This window comes from Serratia sp. 4542, assembly GCF_016805595.1.
Lineage (GTDB): Bacteria > Pseudomonadota > Gammaproteobacteria > Enterobacterales > Enterobacteriaceae > Serratia > Serratia nevei.
The window spans coordinates 38,731-59,701 of sequence record NZ_RXKV01000001.1 but is presented as its reverse complement, the minus strand read 5'-3'; the positions used below and the strand labels follow the sequence as shown (position 1 = coordinate 59,701).

Below are 20,971 nucleotides of genomic sequence, written 5' to 3'. Positions count from 1 at the left end.
GCGATATCAACACAGCGGCCTGTGCACAGGCGCCCCGTTTGCCCGTCAGAGTATAGAGCCGCGCGCTAAAAAACGCTTTAAAGCTGAGCCAGGCGGCGCAGCTGCTTTTTAATGCGCGCTTTGACGCAGCCGTAGGCGTCCGGCGTCGTCACCTGATGCCCCCGTTGTAAGCCGGCAGCATGCAGGCCGCTATGGCCATGGCTCTGGGCGTCGCCGCGAAAAGACAGCATCAACAGAACGAGCACGGCCGCCACGCCTGCATATATCAGCCGCCGCGAGGTGCCCGCGAGCGGGGAACCGTCAGTCTGCATGTTTCGCTCCTTCTGTTGTGGTATCGAATGGCAGCAAAATAACTGAAATTCCACCGCGTTCCCTTAACGCGAGATTAAAGCCAGATTAAGGTTTGCTTAAGAACGCGCAGGCAAAGCGAGTTTCCCCGTTGTCTTCCCGGCAGGGTTATAGTTAGATAATCGCGACTTGAAGATCTCAGCGGAACAAACGTGAACATACTGTTGGTGGAAGACGACCTGCAATTAGGCAAGGCGCTGTGCCGCGCATTGGAGCTCACCGGCTTTAATTTGTGCTGGGTGCGCCTGCTCGCGGACGCGGAAAATAAACTTTCACCCGGCGGGTTCGACCTGATGCTGTTGGATCTTACGCTGCCGGACGGCGACGGTTTGCAAAAGCTAATCGCCTGGCGCGCCGCCGGGCAAAATATCCCCATCATCATCCTGACCGCCCGCGACCGCATCGAAAGCCTGGTGAACAGCCTGGATTCCGGCGCGGACGACTTTCTGGCCAAACCCTTTGCGCTGCCCGAGCTCATCTCACGCGTCAAGGCGGTCAACCGACGCATGGCGGGCTTCGCTTCGCAAACCTGGAGCCTCGGCACGCTGTATCTCGACCCGGTCAACCATCAGGTGACGCTGGATAACGCACTGCTGATGCTGTCGAAAAAAGAGTATCACCTGCTGCACGAGCTGATGCGCTGTGCCGGCACCGTGGTGCGCAAAGCGGTGTTGGAACAGCGGCTGTTCGGCCACGGCGACAGCGTGGAAAGCAACTCGCTGGAAGTGCACATGCATAATTTACGGCGCAAGATCGGTAAAGAAAGAATTATTACCGTACGCGGCATTGGTTATTTGCTGAAGAAAGAGTAGCAGGATGATCGGTTTCAAATCCTTCTTTATGCGCACCATTATTTTCCAGGTCCTGGCCATTTTATTATTGTGGGGGATCCTCGTCGCCTGGGTGAAATATTGGTATTACCCCGACATGGAAAAATATTTCGATAACCAGCAACGCATTGTCGCCGTGGGTATCGCCAATATTCTCGATGAAACCGGCACCGACAATATCGATTACCGCGGCATCATCAAGACCATTGAAGGCATGTACATTGATTCCATCAATAACGGCATGCAGGATCAAATCGATTACCACCCGCTGTTCGTGGTTTACGATCGGGACAACCGGGTGCTTTACAGTTCGCAAACGCAGGGAGAACCGCTGCGCCTGCCGCCTTCGGTGCTGTCCGGCTCCGTTAAGTACGCCGGCGCCAACTGGCATCTTGCCGGCAGCTGGAGCGAAAAGCGTCAATACCGGGTGATCGTCGGCGAGTCGTTCAACGATCGCACCACGCTGTTCGGTAACCCGGCGGAAAGCACCGCCATGCCGCTGCTGGGCATTCTGGCGGCGATCATCATCACCCTGCTGTTTACCGCCTACTTCAGCCTGCGACCGCTGCGCCAGATCGCCCGCACCATCTCCGATCGCCAGCCGGGTAACCTGTCGCCGATCAACGTCAGCGAGCAGTATCAGGAAATCCGGCCGGTGGTGGTGGAGGTCAACAAGCTGATGGCGCGCATCGACGCCGCCAACCAGCGCGAAAAACGCTTTATGGCCGATGCGGCACACGAACTGCGCACGCCGATCGCCGCCGTGCTGGCGCAGCTGCATCTGCTGACCCAGGTCTCGGAGCAACAGGAGCGCCGGGAGATCATCGGCGACATGCAGCAGGGGCTGGATCGCGCGGCGTCGCTGTCGCGCCAGCTGATCAACCTGGCCAAGCTGGAGGCGGAGGATTTTCCGCTGAAAATCGAGGTGGTGGACATCTACGCCGACATTGGCAAATGCATCGCGCAGCACGTCCCCTATGCGCTGGAAAAGGATGTGGAACTCTCGCTCGACGGCAGCGAGGACGTGGTGATAAACACCGATCGCCATGCGCTGATCGCCATCTTCACCAATCTGCTGGACAACGCGCTCAAGTACGCGCCGCCCGGTAGCCGCATCGAAGCCAATATCCGTTCGCTGGCACCGCTCGGCTGCTATATTACGTTGCGCGACAACGGCCCCGGAGTGAGCGAAGAGCACCTTCCGCGCCTGTTTGAACGCTTTTACCGCGTGCCCGGCACGCAGCAAACCGGCAGCGGGCTGGGATTGGCCATCGCCCGGAACCTGGCCGACAAAATCGGCGCGCAGCTGCGCGTCACCGAAGGCCTCGACGATCGCGGCATCGGTTTTATTATCGATTTGCCGGAAAGTTACCGGCCACAGACTGAGAGTGAATAACGATCATGAGCGCCCCTGTTCTGCTGCAACGGCAGCAACTCGACCGCCTATGGGATATCGACCGCAGTGAAATCATCGACACCCTGTATCGCCTGCAGGACGGCAAGCTGCAAGCCTACCCGGACTACTACGACGTGCGCGGCTGGGATCCGCACGACCGGGAAACCTATACGCCAATCCACGAAGCCTGCTTCGATCGCGGCGGCGCGTTCTTCGCGCGGTTCGAAGGCGAGGAGATCGTCGCGGCGGCGGCGCTGGACACCGAGCCGCGCGGCCCGCAGCGGGATCTGCGCCAGCTGTTGTTCTTTTACGTCAGCGCGCACCAACGCGGCCTGGGGCTGGGCAAGCAGCTGTTTCAACTCTGCCTGCGTCAGGCGGCACAGGAAGGCGCCGCCGGGCTATACGTCTCCTCCATCCCTAACAAAAGCACCGTAGACTTCTATCTGGCGCAGGGCTGCCGGCTCATCGAGCGCCCGGATGCCGAGCTGTTCGCCCGCGAGCCGGAGGATATTCACCTGGTCTGCCCTTGCCGTTAACGGCAAGGGCCTAACGGGCGATGCGTATCACCGAACGCACGTCGCTTTTCTTGTTCAGATCCCACACCTCGGCGATCTCCGCCAACGCGTGCTCCTGCGTCTCGATAGTGAGCGCGCCCGTCGCCGCCAGCGCCAGAATTTCGGTCGCGTAGCGCTGCATCTCCGGAATCGGCGGGAAGTTGCCGGTGCCGCTGCCGAGGATCTGCAGCTGATTGCTGCGCAATACCGCCGCCGGCAGCCGGATGTCCGGCGCGGCCATCGAGCCGACGTTGACCAGGCGAATACCGCGCCCGCCGGCGTAAGACGAGAGATCGTGATTATTGAGCGTCGCGAGCAGCGCTTCGGTCGCCGGGCCCCAGATATAATCGACGATCACCTGATAACCGCCCGGCCCCGCCGCCGCCGCGAAGGCCTGCGTCAGCGCCTCGCCCTGCAGGCTCAGATCCACCGTGGCATCCACGCCCAACGCCTCCAACACGCTCAGCCGACGGCCGGCGGCAACGATGCGCCCGGCTCCCGCCTGACGCGCCGCCGCAACCGCCAGTTTGCCCGAGGTGCCGGTAGCGCCGATGATCAGCACCGTTTCACCGGGCTGCAGATCCGCTCGCCAGCGCAGCGGCAGCCAGGCGGCGAAGGCCGGATTGATCAGCGCCGCCGCCGTGGCGTCGTCTACCGCCTCCGGCACCGGCACCGTCCATGACGCGACGCTGCGCTCAGCCATCGCGCCGTAAGGACGGCGGAAGGAGGCGAAATAGACCCGTTGCCCGTCGGCCGTCCGGCCCACGCCGTCGGTGCCGGGCACGATCGGCAGCTGCTTGGGGCTGGAGTAATGGGTGCCGGCGACGGTAGCGCGATCCAGCTGTTTGATGCCGGCCGCCAGAACCTCGATCGGCACTTCATTCGCCTGCGCCTGGGGCTCCTCAAAGGTGCCGAAAACCGGGGCTTGCCCCAGCGCTGTTACGATTGCCGCTTGCATGGTGACTCCTCAAATCGTGGGAACGTACAGAAAAGAATAGGCCGCAATAAAATAAAAAGGGACACCGCATGATGCGGTGTCCCCCGAACACAAACTTTGCCGAACGTGTTATTCGTAATCGCTCATCGGCACGCAAGAACAGAACAGGTTACGGTCGCCGTAGACGTCGTCCAAACGCTTAACGCTCGGCCAGTACTTGTTCTCGCGCACGCCGGCCACCGGGAACACCGCCAGCTCGCGGCTGTACGGGTGCTGCCAGTCGCTGACCAGCTCCGCCTGCACGTGCGGCGCATTCACCAGCGGGTTATCTTCCAGCGGCCATTCGCCTTTGGCGACGCGATCGATCTCGCTGCGGATCGCCAGCATCGCATCGATAAAGCGATCCAGTTCCACCTTGCTTTCCGACTCGGTCGGCTCGACCATCAGCGTGCCCGCCACCGGGAACGACATGGTCGGCGCGTGGAAGCCGAAGTCGATCAGGCGCTTGGCGATGTCCATTTCGCTGATGCCGGTCTCTTCCTTCAGCGGGCGAATATCGAGGATACATTCGTGCGCCACGCGGTGATCGCGGCCGGTATACAGAATCGGGTATGCGCCTTTCAGGCGGGTAGCGATGTAGTTGGCGTTCAGGATAGCCATCTGGCTGGCCTGCTTCAGGCCTTCCGCGCCCATCATGCGGATGTACATCCAGCTGATAGGCAGGATGGAGGCGCTGCCGAACGGCGCTGCGGAAACCGCACCCTGCTGGGTGGTTACGCCGTCGATCTGCACAACGCTGTGGCCCGGCACGAACGGCGCCAGGTGCGCTTTCACACCGATCGGGCCCATGCCCGGACCGCCGCCGCCGTGTGGGATGCAGAAGGTTTTATGCAGGTTGAGGTGCGAAACGTCCGCGCCGATGTAGCCTGGCGTGGTGATACCCACCTGGGCGTTCATGTTGGCGCCGTCCAGATACACCTGACCGCCGAACTGATGCACGATCTGGCACACTTCGCGGATGGTTTCTTCATACACGCCGTGGGTCGACGGGTAGGTCACCATGATGCAAGAGAGTTCTTCGCCCGCCTGCTCTGCCTTGACGCGCAGATCGTGCAGATCGATGTTGCCGTTCTTGTCGCAGGCGACCACCACCACGCTCATGCCCGCCATTTGGGCAGAGGCCGGGTTGGTGCCGTGTGCCGAGCTCGGGATCAGGCAGACGTGGCGGCCCGCTTCGTTACGGCTTTCGTGGTAGCGACGGATCGCCAGCAGGCCGGCGTATTCGCCCTGCGCGCCGGAGTTCGGCTGCATGCACACCGCGTCATAGCCGGTCAGCTGTACCAGCCACTGAGACAGTTGGCCGATCATCTGCTGGTAGCCGGCAGCCTGCTCCGGCGGGCAGAACGGATGCAGCTCGGAGAATTCAGGCCAGGTGATCGGGATCATCTCCGCCGCAGCGTTCAATTTCATGGTGCAAGAACCCAGCGGGATCATCGCCTGGTTCAGCGCCAGATCCTTACGTTCCAGACGGTGCATGTAACGCATCATCTCGGTTTCGCTGTGATAGCGATTGAATACCGGATGGGTCAGGATCGGATCCTGACGCAGCATGGCGGCCGGGATCGATTGGCTGCTCTTGCTCACCGCCGCGTCCAGCGTGTCGATGTCCAGGCCGTGGTTGTCGCCGGCCAGCAGTGCGAACAGCGTCTGCACGTCTTCCCGCGAGGTGGCTTCGTCCAGCGTGATGCCCACGGCGCCGTGGATATCGGTACGCAGGTTGATGCCGAAGCTCAGCGCGCGTTCCAGCACCGCCGCTTTGTCTTTCACTTCAACGGTCAGGGTGTCGAACCAGGTGTTGTGACGCAGCGTCAGGCCGGCCTTCTGCAGCCCGGCGGCCAGAATGTCGGTCAGGCGATGGATACGCCCGGCGATGCGCTGCAGCCCCTGTGGGCCGTGGTACACCGCGTACAGGCTGGCGATGTTGGCCAGCAGCACCTGCGAGGTACAGATATTCGAGTTGGCCTTCTCGCGGCGGATATGCTGCTCGCGGGTCTGCATCGCCATGCGCAGCGCGGTGTTGCCGGCGGCATCTCGGGAAACGCCGATGATACGGCCCGGCATCGAGCGCTTGAACTCGTCGCGGCAGGCGAAGAAGGCGGCGTGCGGGCCGCCGTAGCCCATCGGCACGCCGAAGCGCTGCGCGGAGCCGAACACCACGTCGGCGCCCTGCTTGCCCGGCGCGGTCAGCAGCACCAGGGCCATGATGTCGGCGGCCACGCTGGTGATGATTTTGCGCGATTTCAATTCGGCCAGCAGCGCGCTGTAGTCGTGCAGCTCGCCGGTGGTGCCCACCTGTTGCAGCAGCACGCCGAACACGCCGTCCAGCTCCAGCACTTTTTCCGCTTTATCGACGATGACGTCGAAGCCGAAGGTTTCGGCGCGGGTGCGCACCACGTCCAGCGTCTGTGGATGCACGTCGTCAGCCACGAAGAAGCGGTTGGCGTCTTTCAGCTTACTGGCGCGTTTGGCCAAGGCCATCGCTTCGGCGGCGGCGGTGGCTTCATCCAGCAGCGAAGCGGAAGCCAGATCCAGGCCGGTCAGATCGAGGGTCACGGTCTGGAAGTTCAGTAGCGCTTCCAGGCGGCCCTGCGACACTTCCGGCTGATAAGGGGTATAAGCGGTGTACCAACCCGGATTTTCCAGCATGTTGCGCAGGATCACCGGCGGCGTCAGCACGGCGCTGTAGCCCATGCCGATATAGGATTTGTAGCGCTGATTTTGCGAGGCGATCGCCTTCAGCTCAGCCAGCGCCTGGTGTTCGGTCGCCGCGTCGCCGACCGGCGGCGGCCCCGGCAGCTGAATGTCCGCCGGCACGATCTGTTGGATCAGCGCGCTGAGCGAGCGAGCGCCCACCGCTGCCAGCAACTCCTGGCGTTGTTCCGCAGAAGAGCCGATGTGGCGTTCAATGAACGCTTCGCTGTGTTCGAGTTGGCTGAGTGTCTGAGTCATTGCTACAAATTCCTGAATGCTTGCGTGATACGGGATATAGCTTGAGCGGTAACTAAAACGCCCCGGCCAAAAGGCCTGGGGCGTGGTCACGATTACTCGTCGATCGAGGCCTGATAAGCCGCGGCGTCCAGCAGGTTCGCCAGCTCGCCTTCGTCGGCGGCTTTAATCTGGAACAGGAAGCCGTCACCGTAAGGCTCGCTGTTCACCAGCTCCGGGGAGCTTTCCAGCTCGCCGTTCACCGCCACGATTTCGCCGCTGATCGGCGCGTAAATGTCCGACGCCGCCTTGACGGACTCCGCCACGGCGCAATCTTCACCGGCGGCGACTTTGCGGCCCACTTCCGGCAGATCGACAAACACCATATCGCCCAGCAGTTCCTGCGCGTGTTCGGTGATGCCTACGGTGTAAACGCCGTTACCTTCTGAACGAACCCACTCGTGGGAGGATGCGTATTTCAATTCTGTTGGCACATTGCTCATCGCCGGTTACTCCTTCGAAGAAATAAAAGAATCAATCAATAAAAAATCAATTTGTCAGCGGCTTGCCGGCGCGAACGAAACCGGGCTTGGTCACTTTGACCGGCATTTCACGGTTGCGGATCTGCACGATGGCCTGCTCGCCGATACCTGCCGGCACGCGCGCCAGCGCGATGCTGAAGCCCAGCGTCGGAGAGAACGAACCGCTGGTGATCACGCCTTCGTGAGTTTGCCCCGCCGCGTCGGTGAAACGCACCGGCAGCTCATTACGTAATACGCCTTTTTCCGTCATGATCAAGCCGACCAGTTGCTCGGTGCCCTGCTCGCGCTGTTGTTCCAGCGCTTCGCGGCCGATGAAACGGCGATCGTCCGGCTGCCAGGCGATGGTCCAGCCCATGTTGGCGGCCAGCGGTGAAACGCCTTCGTCCATCTCTTGCCCGTAGAGGTTCATGCCCGCTTCCAGACGCAGCGTGTCGCGCGCGCCCAGACCGGCCGGCTTGACGCCCGCGGCCAGCAATTTTTGCCAGAAATCCGCCGCCTGCTCTTTCGGTAGCGCGATCTCATAGCCGGCCTCGCCGGTGTAACCGGTGGTGGCGATGAACAGCTCGCCGGCCTGCACGCCGAAGAACGGCTTCATGCCTTCGACCGCACTTTTTTGTTCCGGGGTGAACAGCGTGCCGGCACGCTCTTTGGCCTGCGGGCCCTGTACCGCGATCAGCGCCAGATCGTCGCGCACCGTCAGCGCAACGCCATACGGCGCGGCGTGCTCTTCGATCCAGGCCAGGTCTTTGTCACGCGTGGCGGAGTTCACCACCAGGCGGAAATAGTCTTCAGTGAGGAAATAAACGATCAGGTCGTCGATCACGCCGCCGGAGGCATTCAGCATGCCGGTGTACAGCGCCTTGCCGGGTTGGGTCAGTTTGGCGACGTCGTTCGCCAGCAGGTAGCGCAGGAACTCGCGGGTGCGGGCACCGTGCAGATCCACGATGGTCATGTGAGACACGTCGAACATGCCGGCATCCTGACGCACCGCGTGGTGCTCATCGAGCTGCGAGCCGTAGTGCAGCGGCATCATCCAGCCGTGAAAGTCTACCATGCGCGCACCGCACGCCACGTGCTGGTCGTACAGTGGGGTTTGCTTTGCCATCTTTTCCCTCTTTCCACTCGTCGCTAGAAGTTAGGGTGCTGCCACGCAATGCGGCGGAGCCTGGCTCGCGGCCCGATCGCCATGGCGCACTGACTGCTCAACACAAATGCTGCGCCGGGACGGGCGGAAACTGCGTGCAACCGCCGTGACGCAAACGATACCTTTCCCTCGAACTTATCACCGAACGACCACATTAACCATAAGTTAAAATAGGCTCATCGCCGTTCCAGGGCGGTAAAATGCCGGGCTAGTGTGCAGAGTTTTTCACTGGAAAAATGCGCTTTAAGGCACAAAATTAACAATTAAAGCGGCAAAACTCCGAAGTTATATAACAAACCGACGGCCGCGCATGAGATTCCGACTTTTGATAACCGAACATGGAATTAGAAAAAGTAATGATAAAAAGCGGCTGAAATTAGATTATTTCAAATGAAGGGTTATATAAGGAAAGACGATGGCATAAGGCGAGAAGCGCGAGCCCGCTGGGGGCTCGCAGAAGGCAGGTATCAGGCAAGCCACTCGGGCAGATCGTTCAGGCCCATTGCCTGACGCACCAGCTTTGGCTTGACGCCCGGCAGGCTGTCCGCCAGCCGTAGCCCCACGTCGCGCAGCAGCTTTTTGGCCGGGTGGTTGCCGTCGAACAGTTCGCGGAAACCCTGCATGCTGGCCAGCATCACCGCCGCGCCATGTTTGCGGCGGCGCTCATAGCGGCGCAGATAGAGGTGCTGGCCGATATCCTTGCCCTGCCGCTGCAGGCGGCGCAGTTCGGCAATCAGCTCGGCGGCGTCCATAAAGCCCAGGTTCACGCCCTGCCCGGCCAGCGGATGCACGGTATGCGCCGCATCGCCCACCAGCGCCAGGCGGTGCGAGGCGAAGCTGCGCGCATAGCGGCCGGTCAGCGGGAACGCCAACCGTTCGCTTTCCAGGCTGCAGGCGCCCAAGCGCATATCGAAGGCCATCGCCAGTTCGCGGTTGAACTGCTCCGGCTCAAGCTGTTTAAGCCGCTCGGCGTCTTCCGGCGTCACCGACCAGACGATGGAACTCAAATGCGGATCGCTGAACGGCAGGAACGCCAGAATGCCGTCGCCGTGGAAAATTTGCCGCGCCGTCGCCTGATGCGGCTCTTCGGTGCGAATGGTGGCCACCAGCGCATGGTGGCGGTAATCCCAGAAGGTGAGCGGGATGTCGGCATGCTGGCGCAGCCACGACTGGGCGCCGTCGGCGCCGATCACCAGGCGGGCGGTCAGCATACGCCCGTCCTCCAGCGTAACGAAGGCATCGTTCTCGCCCCACGCCACCTGCTTGAGCGCGGCCGGGGTAATCAGCGTGATGTCCGACAGGCTTTCGGCGCGTTTCCACAGCGCCTGCTGGATCACCGAGTTTTCGATGATGTGGCCGAGATGGCTGAAGCCGCACTCGTCGCCGCGGAAGGCGATTTTGCCGAAGCTGTCGCGCTCCCACACTTCCATCGCGTTGTAAGCGCTGGCGCGCTGCTGGAGAATGTCGTCCCACACGCCGATGTGCTGCAGCAAACGCTCGCTGGCGGCATTGATGGCGGAGACGCGCAGCGCAGGCTGCTCCGACGGCGGCGCCATGTCCGGCTGGCGTTGTTCCAGCACCGCCACGCGCAGCCCGCTGCCCTGCAGGCCGCAGGCCAACGCCAGCCCCACCATACCGCCACCGGCGATAATCACGTCAAATGATTGCATGCTGCTCGATTTCCTTAAATAACGCGCGACGCCTTGCCGCGCCGCGTTTTGGGCGCGCCACAGGGCGCCCGATTCTGTGTCTAACGTTCCACCCAGCCCAGCGTGCGCTTGGCGAAGGCGTCGCGCACCGCCGGCAAACGCGCCATCGCCATCAGCCCCAGATTACGGCCGACCACCAGCGGGACATAACGGTTGGCGAACAGGCGGATCAATCCGTCGGTCACGCCGATCGTCGCCTGCTGATCGTTTTGCCGCCGCTGCTGATAGCGACTCAGCAGCGCATAACCGCCGGCGTCTTCGCCGCTGTCTACCGCTTCCGCCAGCGTTTCCGCCAGCGACATCACGTCGCGCAGGCCGAGGTTGAACCCCTGCCCGGCGATCGGGTGCAGCGTCTGCGCCGCGTTGCCCACCAGCGCCAGACGATGGCTGACATGACGATCGGCGGTCAGCAGGCTGAGCGGATAACTGTGCCGTTTACCGGCCTTGAGGATACGCCCCAGCCGCCAGCCGAAGGCCTGTTGCAGCTCGGCGATAAAACGCTCGTCGTCCCAGACATCCACCCGGGCGCGATCTTCGCGCGCGTGGCACCACACCAGCGAACTGCGCCCCTGCGACATCGGCAGCAGCGCCAGCGGCCCGTAGCGGGTAAAACGCTCGAAGGCGCGCCCCTGCGGATCTTCCGCCGTGGTGACGTTGGCGATGGTGGCGAACTGCGGATACTCCTCCTGCCGCCACTGCACGTTGCAGGCCTGCGCCAGCGCCGAACGCGAACCGTCGGCCGCCACCAGCAGCTGCCCGCACAGGCGCAGACCGGTATCCAGTTGCACTTCCGCCCGCTCTGCGGTGCGAATCACGTCCACCACCCGCGCGGGGCAATGCAGCGTAACGCCCGGCGCCTTCGCCAGCAGCGCGAACAGCCGCTGCCCGGCGTCGTGCAGTTCGATCACCTGGCCAAGCGCATCGACCTGATAATCCTGCGCCTGCAGATTCACGAAACCGGCATGGCCGCGATCGCTGACGTGCACCTGAGTGATCGGCGTGGCGCAGTCGCGCAGCGCCGGCCAAACGCCGATGCGCGCCAGCTGTTGGCAGGTGCCCTGCGCCAATGCGATGGCGCGGGCGTCAAAGCCCGGATGGCTGCGGTCATCCGGCCGAGTCGCCTCGACCAGATCCACGGCCATTCTTCCCTGAGTAAGCGACGAGATAGCCAGCGCCAGCGTCGCGCCCGCCATACCGCCACCAACGATAATTACGCTCATTCCGTTACCTTGCCGCCGCCATCAAAGCCTCGATGGCATCGGCGTCTTTCACCACGGTGGCGGTCAGGTTTTCGTTGCCGTCGGCGGTGATCACGATGTCGTCCTCGATGCGGATGCCGATGCCGCGGTATTCCGCCGGCACGTCCGCATCCGGCGCAATGTACAGCCCCGGTTCCACGGTCAGCACCATGCCCGGCTCCAGCAGCCGATCGCGGCTCGGCGTGCCGTAGTGGCCGACGTCGTGCACGTCGAGGCCCAGCCAGTGGCTCAGCCCGTGCATGAAGAACTGCCGGTGCGCTTGTTCGGCGAGCAGCTGGTCGACTTCACCTTTCAAGACGCCCAGTTCCACCAGCCCGACCACCATGATGCGCACCACTTCGTCGTTGACTTCACGGATGCTGGTGCCGGGTTTGAACAATGCCAAAGCGCGCAGCAGCGACGCCAGCACAATGTCGTACACCGCGCGCTGCGGCTTGCTGAACTTGCCGTTGACCGGGAAGGTGCGGGTAATGTCGCCGGCATACCCCTGATACTCGCAGCCGGCGTCGATCAGCACCAAATCGCCGTCGCGCATCTGGCTCTCGTTCTCGGTGTAGTGCAAGATGCAGCCGTTTTCGCCGCTGCCGACGATGGTGTTGTAAGACGGGTAGCGGGCGCCGAGGCGGGTGAATTCATGGTGAATCTCCGCTTCCAGCTGGTATTCGAACATGCCAGGGCGGCATTTTTCCATCGCGCGGGTATGCGCCAGCGCGCTGATCTCACCGGCGCGGCGCATCACCGCCAGCTCTTCCGGCGATTTGAACAGGCGCATGTCGTGCAGCCACGGCCGCCAGTCGGTCACGGTGGCCGGCGCCTGCAGGTTCTGGCGGAACCCCTTGCGCAGCTTGTCCAGCGCGCCGAACAGGATCTGATCGGCGTAGGCATATTCGCCCTGCGCATGGTAGACCACGTCCAGGCCGTTGAGCAGCAGGTGCAGCTGGTCATTGATTTCATCGAACGGCAGCGCGCGATCCACGCCCAGCTTCGCCGGCGCAGCGTCTTGCCCCAGGCGGCGGCCAAACCAGATTTCCGCCGTCAGATCGCGCACCCGGTTGAACAACACGCTGTGGTTGTGCGTTTCGTCGCTTTTGATCAGCACCAGCACCGCCTCCGGCTCATTGAAGCCGGTCAGGTACCAAAAGTCGCTGTTCTGCCGATAGGGATAGTCTGAATCTGCACTGCGCGTCGTTTCCGGCGCAGAGAAAATAACCGCCGCACTGGCCGGCGCCATTTTCGCCAACAGCGCCTGACGGCGGTTGTTGAATTCCTGCTGAGTCATTACCTTCTCCTGAAATCATGCCATCCGCACCGCCGGCGGAGGGGCGATAAGACGCTTAGTGCAACGTCGGTTTGATGTTTTCCGGCGCCGTTGATTTGTGACGGGTGAATTCGCCGTGGCACATGATGGCGGCAACCCGCACATACTCCGCCACTTCTTCCAGCGACTGTTCCAATTCTTCCTGATCTTCGTCTTCGTCGTAGCCCAGCTGCGCGATGTTGCGCAGATCGTCGATCGCTTCCCCAACTTCGTCTTTCACCTGGGCCAGCTTCGGCTGCATCATCCCCAGGCCGAGCAGGAAGTGGTTGACCCAACCGGCCAGCGCGTCGGCGCGATCGAACACGCTGACGATCTCCCCTTCCGGCAGCATCAGTTGGAACAGGAATTCGTCGTCTTCGAGCGTTTCGCGCGTCACTTCATACAGCTGTTGCAGCGGTTGGCTGAGCGCCTGCGGGAAGGCGACGCCTTCGTTGGTCAGATCGTGCACCAGCGCCTGCCAGCCGGCATCACGGCTGCCGCCGCACAACAGGCCGCTGATCAGGCCATGCATTTCTGCCGCGGTCAGCGCCACCGACTGCTGGTTGAGGGCCACGGTCAAAGATTGGTAACTTGGAAATGTATTCTGTATAGACATGCGCATTCGTCATCGTTGGCAGGATAAGTTCGTGTTATGCTACCACCAAGGTCCGTCGCTATACCAGATAAGCGCGACACCTCAGTGGCTAGTTATAATCGCGATGTGGCAGGTTTCACACTGCGCCGTCGGGTGGCGAAAGTGCGGTAAATACGCATTTTGAAACCCTTTTTTGACTGGCAATGTGCGCCACAGTAGATTACAACCAGGTACTGAAAAAGGGGTTGTATCTTGGTACCGAGGTATATATAGTGGCGCCCGCTTTGACGGCCCGGCCAGGGCGGACAAGGCTGGCGCGAAATTTAGGCAGGAAGGTGGCATGTCTGCACAACCGGTAGATATTCAAATTTTTGGCCGCTCGTTAAGAGTCAATTGCCCGCCAGAACAACAAGATGCGTTGAATATGGCGGCGGACGATCTTAACCAACGGTTGCAAGATCTTAAAGTTCGCACTAGAGTCTCCAATACTGAGCAACTGGTTTTCATCGCGGCATTGAACGTCTGTCACGAACTTGCTCAAGAACGGTTGAAAACCCGTGACTATGCGTCCAATATGGAACAACGCATACGGATGCTGCAGCAGACCATTGAACAAGCGCTGCTTGAACAAGGTCGCATCTCTGAACGTCAGGATGCACAATTCGAATAACTTAAGTTGTTGAAATCACAGTTTCGGCAACGAGTACAAAATTTCTCTGAGATGTTCGCCAGCGGGCCAGTCCCCTGAGCCGATATTTAGTACAAACAGAATGTGTTGCTCCGCGATCGGTGAGCACGCTCGGTGCGCCGAGAAGCCTTAAGATTGCGACGGCACGTTCACCTTGAACCATGGGTTCAAGGGTTACAGCCTGCGACGGCATCTCGGAGATTCCCCTTCTCAGCGGTTTATGTGTGCCGAACGCCACACTGAGCAAGCCTGATACGATGCCTTTTCAACCCCAATTCGCGCAGCAGCGCCAAGCCATTCGTCAACTGATTCGCCAACGTCGGCGCGAGCTTACGCCGGGCCAGCAACGCTTTGCCGCAGAGAAAATAGCCGAGCGCCTCGTCGCGCATGCGCACATTAAGGCGGCGCACAGCATCGCGGTATTCCTGTCGTTTGACGGTGAACTCGATACCGGGCCGCTGATCGAGCAGCTGTGGACGCTCGGAAAACGGGTTTACCTGCCGGTGCTGCATCCGTTCAGCCCGGGCCACCTGCTGTTCCTGCGCTATGCGCCGGAAACGCCGCTGGTGCGCAATCGCTTCAATATTCTTGAACCGCGCCTCGATGTGCGCCAGGTGTTGCCGCTGGGCGAGCTGGACGTCGTGCTGACGCCGCTGGTAGCATTCGATCATACCGGGCAACGTCTGGGTATGGGTGGCGGCTTTTACGATCGCACCCTGCAAAACTGGCAGAGCGACGGCCCTTATCCCATCGGGCTGGCCCATGATTGCCAGCAGGTGGAGCACCTGCCGACCGAGCACTGGGATATCCCGCTGCCGGAAATCCTCACCCCGCTCTGCAGCTGGGCGTGGCACGAACCTAAATAGCAAAAGGCCGGATCGCTCCGGCCTTTTTCGTTGCGGCATGCCGCCTAATCAGAACAGCAGACGGGCGCGAATAGTGCCGTCGATGGCCTTCATGCGCTGCAGCGCGGCGTCGGCGCGCGCGGTTTCCGCTTCGATGTCGATCACCACGTAGCCGATTTCCGGGCCGGTTTGCAGATACTGCGCGGCGATGTTAACCCCCTCTTCGGCGAAGATCTGGTTAATCTGCGTCAGCACGCCCGGACGGTTTTCGTGGATGTGCAGCAGGCGGCTGGCGTTCGGGCCATGCGCCGGGAGCGACACTTCCGGGAAGTTGACGGCGGACAGGGTCGATCCGTTGTCGGAGTATTTCGCCAGCTTGCCGGCCACTTCGTCGCCGATGTTCTCCTGCGCTTCCTGAGTGGAGCCGCCGATGTGCGGCGTCAACAGCACGTTGTCGAACTCACACAGCGGCGAGTTGAACGGATCGCTGTTGGTTGCCGGCTCTTCCGGGAAGACGTCGATCGCCGCGCCCGCCAGGTGATTGCTGGCCAGCGCATCGCACAGCGCGGGAATATCCACCACGGTGCCGCGCGAGGCGTTGATCAGAATGGCGCCTGGTTTCATCAGCGCCAGCTCTTCCGCTCCCATCATGTTCTTGGTGGCCAGCGTTTCCGGCACGTGCAGCGTCACCACGTCGCTCATATTGAGCAGATCGGACAGATGGCGCACCTGCTGCGCATTACCTAACGGCAGCTTGTTCTCGATATCGTAGAAGAACACCTTCATGCCCAGCCCTTCGGCCAGAATGCCAAGCTGGGTGCCGATATGGCCGTAGCCGATGATACCCAGCTTTTTACCGCGCGCCTCATAGGAGCCCACGGCCAGTTTGTGCCACACGCCGCGGTGCGCCTTGGCGTTGGCGGCCGGAATGCCGCGCAGCATCAACAGCAGCTCGCCCAGCACCATTTCGGCCACGGATCGGGTATTGGAGAAGGGGGCGTTGAAGACCGGAATACCGCGTTTGGTCGCCGCTTTCAGATCAACCTGGTTGGTGCCGATGCAGAAGCAGCCCACCGCCACCAGTTTTTCTGCGGCGGCAAACACCTCTTCGGTCAGATGCGTACGCGATCGGATGCCGACGAAGTGTGCATCGCGGATGGATGCCTTCAGCGATTCGGTGTCTAACGCACCCTTGTGGTATTCGATGTTGGTATAACCGGCGGCACGTAAATTATCGACCGTGCTCTGATGAACCCCTTCCACCAACAGGAATTTAATCCTGTCTTTCTCCAATGATACTTTTGCCATTTACCCGACCCTATGTTCAGACTTCAGAAGCGGCTGTGACGACACAGCTCCCATCCAACATAACAAAAATAACGCGGGCGGCAATACAAACGATTGCCTGCCCGGCAGGACAAGGCGCAGCGTTGATGGCGGTTTACGGCAGAAAATGCCATAGGGAAAGTTTTCGGCAGAAGCTTTGGGGAGTCAGGTTTCACAATGTGATATAAGTCACCAAATTTGCCGTTTTTCAGAAAAGATATTTTAACCGAAGAATTATGCGGCCCGGCGCTACCGGGCCACAGACGGCGGAGGCTTATTTGACCACTTTCACGCCTTCCGGGGTGCCGACCAGCGCCACGTCCGCGCCGCGGTTGGCGAACAGCCCCACGGTCACCACGCCGGCGATGCCGTTGATCTTGTTCTCCAGCGCGATGGCGTCGGTGATGCTCAGGTTATGCACATCGAGGATCACGTTGCCGTTGTCGGTCACCACGTTCTGACGATACTCCGGCAGGCCACCGAGTTTCACCAGCTCACGCGCCACGTAAGAGCGGGCCATCGGGATCACTTCCACCGGCAGCGGGAACTTGCCCAGCACGTCCACTTGTTTGCTGGCGTCGACGATGCAGATGAATTTCTTGGCGATGGCGGCGATGATCTTCTCGCGCGTCAGCGCAGCGCCGCCTCCCTTGATCATCTGCATATGGCCGTTGATTTCGTCCGCGCCGTCCACGTAGATATCGAGCGAGTCCACTTCGTTGCTGTCGAACACGTGGATGCCGAGGCTTTTCAGCTTGGCGGTGGAGGCGTCGGAGCTGGATACCGCGCCTTCGATCTGGTGCTTGATGGAGCCCAGCGCGTCAATAAAGTGGGCGGCGGTAGAGCCGGTGCCGACCCCGACGATGGTGCCCGGCGTCACGTATTCCAGCGCCGCCCAACCCACCGCTTTTTTCAGTTCATCCTGCGTCATAATATGTCCCTTGCCTCTGTACGAAAACGTGTGCGTATTATAGGGTAAAACGCTGTTTTTCACGCCGGCAGGATCACACTTATTTACCGCAGCCCGCATTTTTACCCGCTTGGCGGCGAGGTGGGGGCGTGATTTTCCACCTGCGCCGTGCGCAAAATGTGGCATAGTGCCGGTATCATTCTAATTTAAGGGATATCTTTCCGATGAAACGCCCAGACTATCGTACGCTGCAAGCGCTGGACGCGGTGATCCGTGAGCGCGGCTTCGAGCGCGCCGCTCAAAAACTCTGTATCACGCAATCGGCGGTATCCCAACGCATCAAACAGCTGGAAAACCTGTTCGGCCAACCGCTGCTGGTTCGTACCGTGCCGCCGCGCCCGACCGAACAAGGGCAAAAGCTGTTGGCGCTGCTGCATCAGGTGGAATTGCTGGAAGAAGAGTGGCTGGGCAACGACACCGGCGTCGACACGCCGCTGCTGCTGTCGCTGGCGGTCAACGCCGACAGTCTGGCAACCTGGCTGCTGCCAGCGCTGAAGCCGGTGCTGGCGGACTCCCCCATTCGCCTGAATCTGCAGGTGGAAGATGAAACCCGCACCCAGGAGCGGCTGCGCCGCGGTGAGGTGGTGGGCGCGGTGAGTATTCAGCCGCAGCCGCTGCCGAGCTGCCTGGTGGATCGGCTGGGGGCGCTGGATTACCTGTTCGTGGCCTCCCGCGGCTTCGCCGAGCGCTACTTCCCGAACGGCGTCACCCGCTCCGCGCTGCTGAAAGCGCCGGCGGTGGCCTTCGACCATCTCGACGACATGCACCAGGCATTCCTGCAGCAGAACTTCGATCTGTCGCCGGGCAGCGTGCCCTGCCACATCGTGAACTCGTCGGAAGCCTTCGTGCAGCTGGCACGCCAGGGCACCACCTGCTGTATGATCCCTCACCTGCAGATCGAAAAGGAGCTGGCATCCGGTGAACTGATCGATCTGACGCCGGGGCTGTACCAGCGCCGCATGCTGTACTGGCACCGCTTCGCGCCGGAAAGCCGCATGATGCGCAAAGTGACCGACGCGCTGCTGGAACACGGCCACCAGGTGCTGCGCCAGGATTAAAACGAAAAAAGGTTCGCCGCAGCGAACCTTTTCTTCAATACGAACACCTTACTGCGCGGCGTTGCGCTGCAGCTCGAACACCACATCCACCTGATCGTCGAAGTGAATGCTTTGCTGTTCATAGGTTTGCGCCGCGTCGCTTTCCGCCGCCGCACCGGCCGCCTTATACATCCGCGCTACCGGCATCGGCTGGTAGTTGGCGACCCGGTAGCGAATGCTGTACACCGGCCCCAGCTTGGCGTGGAAGCCTTTGGCCAGGGATTCGGCCTGCTGAGTCGCGTTCTCGATCGCTTTTTGCCGCGCCTGCTCACGATACACGTCCGGTTTGGCCACACCCAGCTCCACTGCGCGGATCTCGTTCAGGCCGGATTTCAGCGCGCCGTCCAGCAGCTCGTTCAACTTGTCCAACTGACGCAGGGTCACCTGCACCTGGCGCACCGCCCGGTAGCCCTTCAGCACCGACTCGCCGGTTTTCAGGTAGTCATATTCCGGCTGGGTGCGCAGGTTGGCGGCGCTGATGTCTTTCTTCTCGATGTTATTTTTCTGCAGGAAATCAAAGTACTGCGCCACACGCTCGTCCACCTGCTTCTTCGCCTGGGCGGCGTCTTTGGAGGAAACGCTCACTTCGATCGCCAGGGTGGCGATATCCGGCGTGGCGTCCACGCTGGCGGTGCCGGAGGTGACGACGTGCGGCCCTTCAGGCACTTCAGCCGCCTGCAGCGCCATCGGTAACGTCCCTAATCCGACCATTGCGGCCATAGCCAATGCTTTTAGCTTCACAGTGTCTCCTTAATGACAGGCTGTCTCTGATCGCCGGCTTTTCCCTGTGAGAACCGCCGGATTCCTGGCATCAAACGTAGCATATCGCGCGGCGTTTTGAATTCGGATTAGTGACAAATTCTTATAAATTTGCCCCCTGCCAGGCCAGCTGCAGCGCGATGCCCCACATCACCAGCCCGACCAGCGCGTTGATGATGCGCTGCGCCCGCTGCGTGTTCAGCCACGGCGCCAACCAGGAGGCCAGCAGCGCCAGCCCGAAGAACCACACCGCCGACGCGCTGACCGCCCCGAGCGCGAACCAGGAGCGCACGTCCGCCGTCAGCTGCCCGCCCAAACTGCCGAGCACCACAAAGGTATCCAGATAAACGTGCGGGTTCAGCCAGGTGACCGCCAGCATGGTGACCACGATGCGCCAGCGGCTCTGCGCCAGCTCCTGCGCCGCGGCCTGCGCCGGTTGCGGGCTGAAGGCGGAACGGAACGCGCCCCACCCGTACCACAGCAGAAACGCCACCCCGCCCCAGGTGACCAGCGCCAGCAGCAGCGGCGAGCGGGTCAGCAAGGCGCTGCCGCCGAAAATACCGGCGCAGATCAGCACGATATCGCTCAATGCGCACAGCGAAGCAATCATCAAATGATACTGGCGGCGAATGCCCTGATTCATCACGAATACGTTCTGCGGGCCCAGCGGCAGGATCATGGCGGCGCTCAGGGCAAAGCCCTGCAGGAAGACGGCTAGCATGGGGATTCCTCGAATGATAAAAGGCGCCGGACGAGGGCGCGTGTCGGTCAACACGCGCATCATACGAGGAAGCGATCATTAGGTGAAATTGATGTTTCTAATCCAGTATCAGCGACGCTAATACTCAAATCGGCGTGACGAAACCCAGCTCCTGCGAGATGCGTTGCGCGGTGGCCAGCACCGGTTTAATCAGGCTTTTGACGCCGATTTGCTGCAGCTTGGCGGTCGGCAGAGAAACCGACACCGCATAAGGCACGCGCTGTTGAATATCGAACACCGGCGCTGCCACGCAGGAGACCCCCAGCTCGTTTTCCTCGCGATCCATCGCCATGCCGCGCTGGCGAATATCGGCCAACTCCTCATGCATCTTCGGCAGCTCGGTGATGGTATTGCGCGTCAGCGTCTGAATCTCCTGCTGGTGAGTCTGCCAGTAGTGGGCCGGGTAATCATCGTTGCCGTAGGCCATGAAGATTTTCCCCATCGCCGAACAGTACAGCGGCATATGCTGACCGATATAGGCGCGGGTGCGCATCATGCCGGTGGTCGGCTCCAGCTTGTAGATCAGGATGACGTGGTCGTCTTCGCGGCTGGAGAAGTTGACCGTCTCGCCCACTTCCAGGTTCAGCTGTTCCAAATGCGGCGCAGCCACGTGAATGATATTGAGTGACGACAGCGCCTTCTGGCCGATGGAAATGAACTTGGTGGTCAGGCGGTAGCTGCCCGGCGACGGCGCCTGGGTCACATAGCCGCTGGTGTGCAACCCCTGCAGCAAGCGGTGCACCGTGCTCTTGTTCATACCGGCCAGCTCGGACAGATGCGCCAGCGGACATCCGTTGGGGAAATTGCTCAGGATCTCAATCAACTGCAAACCGCGGAACAGGCTTTGGCTGCCCAGCGGTTTGTCTTTCTTGTCATCTTTCTCGTCGACGGCTTTCAGGCTCATAGCGAAAATCTCTCCAGTGTCGAACC

At 61.2% G+C, this 20,971-nt stretch carries 20 protein-coding genes and 1 other RNA gene; 7 read left to right on the top strand and 14 right to left on the bottom strand.

Going from position 1 to position 20,971, the window contains the following annotated elements; all coding sequences use genetic code 11:
• Positions 1 to 77 precede the first annotated feature (77 nt).
• Positions 78 to 311, bottom strand: coding sequence for a hypothetical protein (locus EKL15_RS00275; protein WP_060422831.1), 234 nt, complete (start codon positions 309 to 311; stop codon positions 78 to 80).
• A gap of 189 nt (positions 312 to 500) precedes the next feature.
• Between EKL15_RS00275 and EKL15_RS00270 the strand changes: the two genes are divergently transcribed.
• From EKL15_RS00270 to EKL15_RS00260, 3 genes are read left to right on the top strand one after another with little or no spacing between them, the layout of a single operon-like run.
• On the top strand, positions 501 to 1,160 hold the full coding sequence (locus tag EKL15_RS00270) for a response regulator (protein ID WP_187321685.1): 660 nt from the start codon (positions 501 to 503) through the stop codon (positions 1,158 to 1,160).
• A 4-nt stretch (positions 1,161 to 1,164) separates the two neighbouring features.
• Complete coding sequence (locus EKL15_RS00265; RefSeq protein WP_100396843.1) at positions 1,165 to 2,574, top strand: ATP-binding protein; 1,410 nt, start codon at positions 1,165 to 1,167, stop codon at positions 2,572 to 2,574.
• Positions 2,575 to 2,579: 5 nt separating this feature from the next.
• The gene (locus tag EKL15_RS00260) at positions 2,580 to 3,110 is read left to right on the top strand and encodes a GNAT family N-acetyltransferase (RefSeq protein WP_100396844.1); all 531 of its coding nucleotides are present in this window, start codon (positions 2,580 to 2,582) and stop codon (positions 3,108 to 3,110) included.
• 10 nt (positions 3,111 to 3,120) lie between these two features.
• Here EKL15_RS00260 and EKL15_RS00255 read toward each other — a convergent pair whose 3' ends face one another.
• The 8 genes from EKL15_RS00255 to EKL15_RS00220 all read right to left on the bottom strand — a co-directional run bounded on the left by EKL15_RS00255 (position 3,121) and on the right by EKL15_RS00220 (position 13,617).
• A complete protein-coding gene (locus tag EKL15_RS00255; RefSeq protein ID WP_060441306.1) occupies positions 3,121 to 4,086 on the bottom strand; it encodes a zinc-binding alcohol dehydrogenase family protein in 966 nt (321 codons plus the stop codon).
• 108 nt (positions 4,087 to 4,194) lie between these two features.
• Complete coding sequence (gcvP, locus tag EKL15_RS00250; protein ID WP_100396845.1) at positions 4,195 to 7,074, bottom strand: aminomethyl-transferring glycine dehydrogenase; 2,880 nt, start codon at positions 7,072 to 7,074, stop codon at positions 4,195 to 4,197.
• A 92-nt stretch (positions 7,075 to 7,166) separates the two neighbouring features.
• Positions 7,167 to 7,553 (bottom strand): glycine cleavage system protein GcvH, encoded by a 387-nt coding sequence (gene gcvH, locus EKL15_RS00245; RefSeq protein WP_049199255.1) that lies wholly within the window; start codon positions 7,551 to 7,553, stop codon positions 7,167 to 7,169.
• 46 nt (positions 7,554 to 7,599) lie between these two features.
• Positions 7,600 to 8,697: a glycine cleavage system aminomethyltransferase GcvT gene (gcvT, locus tag EKL15_RS00240; RefSeq protein ID WP_060448418.1), complete on the bottom strand. Its 1,098-nt coding sequence runs from the start codon at positions 8,695 to 8,697 to the stop codon at positions 7,600 to 7,602.
• 506 nt (positions 8,698 to 9,203) lie between these two features.
• Positions 9,204 to 10,406: an FAD-dependent 2-octaprenylphenol hydroxylase gene (gene ubiI, locus EKL15_RS00235; RefSeq protein WP_100396846.1), complete on the bottom strand. Its 1,203-nt coding sequence runs from the start codon at positions 10,404 to 10,406 to the stop codon at positions 9,204 to 9,206.
• 80 nt (positions 10,407 to 10,486) lie between these two features.
• Positions 10,487 to 11,665, bottom strand: coding sequence for a 2-octaprenyl-6-methoxyphenyl hydroxylase (gene ubiH, locus EKL15_RS00230; RefSeq protein WP_100396847.1), 1,179 nt, complete (start codon positions 11,663 to 11,665; stop codon positions 10,487 to 10,489).
• Positions 11,666 to 11,669: 4 nt separating this feature from the next.
• Entirely contained in the window at positions 11,670 to 12,983 is a 1,314-nt protein-coding gene (gene pepP / locus EKL15_RS00225) for a Xaa-Pro aminopeptidase (protein ID WP_049199264.1), read from the bottom strand.
• 55 nt (positions 12,984 to 13,038) lie between these two features.
• Complete coding sequence (locus EKL15_RS00220; protein ID WP_100396848.1) at positions 13,039 to 13,617, bottom strand: YecA family protein; 579 nt, start codon at positions 13,615 to 13,617, stop codon at positions 13,039 to 13,041.
• A gap of 319 nt (positions 13,618 to 13,936) precedes the next feature.
• On the opposite strand from EKL15_RS00220, the gene zapA reads away from it, so the two are divergent.
• The 3 genes from zapA to EKL15_RS00205 all read left to right on the top strand — a co-directional run bounded on the left by zapA (position 13,937) and on the right by EKL15_RS00205 (position 15,150).
• Positions 13,937 to 14,266: a cell division protein ZapA gene (gene zapA, locus EKL15_RS00215; RefSeq protein ID WP_004931621.1), complete on the top strand. Its 330-nt coding sequence runs from the start codon at positions 13,937 to 13,939 to the stop codon at positions 14,264 to 14,266.
• Positions 14,267 to 14,306: 40 nt separating this feature from the next.
• A non-coding RNA gene (gene ssrS / locus EKL15_RS00210) (6S RNA) lies at positions 14,307 to 14,489 on the top strand.
• Positions 14,490 to 14,541: 52 nt separating this feature from the next.
• Positions 14,542 to 15,150 (top strand): 5-formyltetrahydrofolate cyclo-ligase, encoded by a 609-nt coding sequence (locus EKL15_RS00205; protein WP_100396849.1) that lies wholly within the window; start codon positions 14,542 to 14,544, stop codon positions 15,148 to 15,150.
• A gap of 48 nt (positions 15,151 to 15,198) precedes the next feature.
• On the opposite strand, the gene serA is transcribed toward EKL15_RS00205, so the two are convergent.
• Positions 15,199 to 16,437: a phosphoglycerate dehydrogenase gene (serA, locus tag EKL15_RS00200; protein ID WP_025304156.1), complete on the bottom strand. Its 1,239-nt coding sequence runs from the start codon at positions 16,435 to 16,437 to the stop codon at positions 15,199 to 15,201.
• 292 nt (positions 16,438 to 16,729) lie between these two features.
• Positions 16,730 to 17,386, bottom strand: a complete 657-nt coding sequence (gene rpiA, locus EKL15_RS00195; protein ID WP_025304157.1) for a ribose-5-phosphate isomerase RpiA — start codon at positions 17,384 to 17,386, stop codon at positions 16,730 to 16,732.
• Positions 17,387 to 17,589: 203 nt separating this feature from the next.
• Here rpiA and EKL15_RS00190 point away from each other — a divergent pair, with 203 nt between their 5' ends.
• The gene (locus EKL15_RS00190) at positions 17,590 to 18,483 is read left to right on the top strand and encodes a LysR family transcriptional regulator ArgP (RefSeq protein ID WP_060441301.1); all 894 of its coding nucleotides are present in this window, start codon (positions 17,590 to 17,592) and stop codon (positions 18,481 to 18,483) included.
• A 48-nt stretch (positions 18,484 to 18,531) separates the two neighbouring features.
• Here EKL15_RS00190 and EKL15_RS00185 read toward each other — a convergent pair whose 3' ends face one another.
• The 3 genes from EKL15_RS00185 to EKL15_RS00175 form a co-directional block, all read right to left on the bottom strand.
• The gene (locus EKL15_RS00185) at positions 18,532 to 19,263 is read right to left on the bottom strand and encodes an oxidative stress defense protein (RefSeq protein WP_025160209.1); all 732 of its coding nucleotides are present in this window, start codon (positions 19,261 to 19,263) and stop codon (positions 18,532 to 18,534) included.
• 121 nt (positions 19,264 to 19,384) lie between these two features.
• Positions 19,385 to 20,002, bottom strand: a complete 618-nt coding sequence (gene argO, locus EKL15_RS00180) for an arginine exporter ArgO (RefSeq protein ID WP_004931603.1) — start codon at positions 20,000 to 20,002, stop codon at positions 19,385 to 19,387.
• A 124-nt stretch (positions 20,003 to 20,126) separates the two neighbouring features.
• Positions 20,127 to 20,945, bottom strand: a complete 819-nt coding sequence (locus EKL15_RS00175) for an IclR family transcriptional regulator (RefSeq protein ID WP_049199270.1) — start codon at positions 20,943 to 20,945, stop codon at positions 20,127 to 20,129.
• Positions 20,946 to 20,971 lie beyond the last annotated feature (26 nt).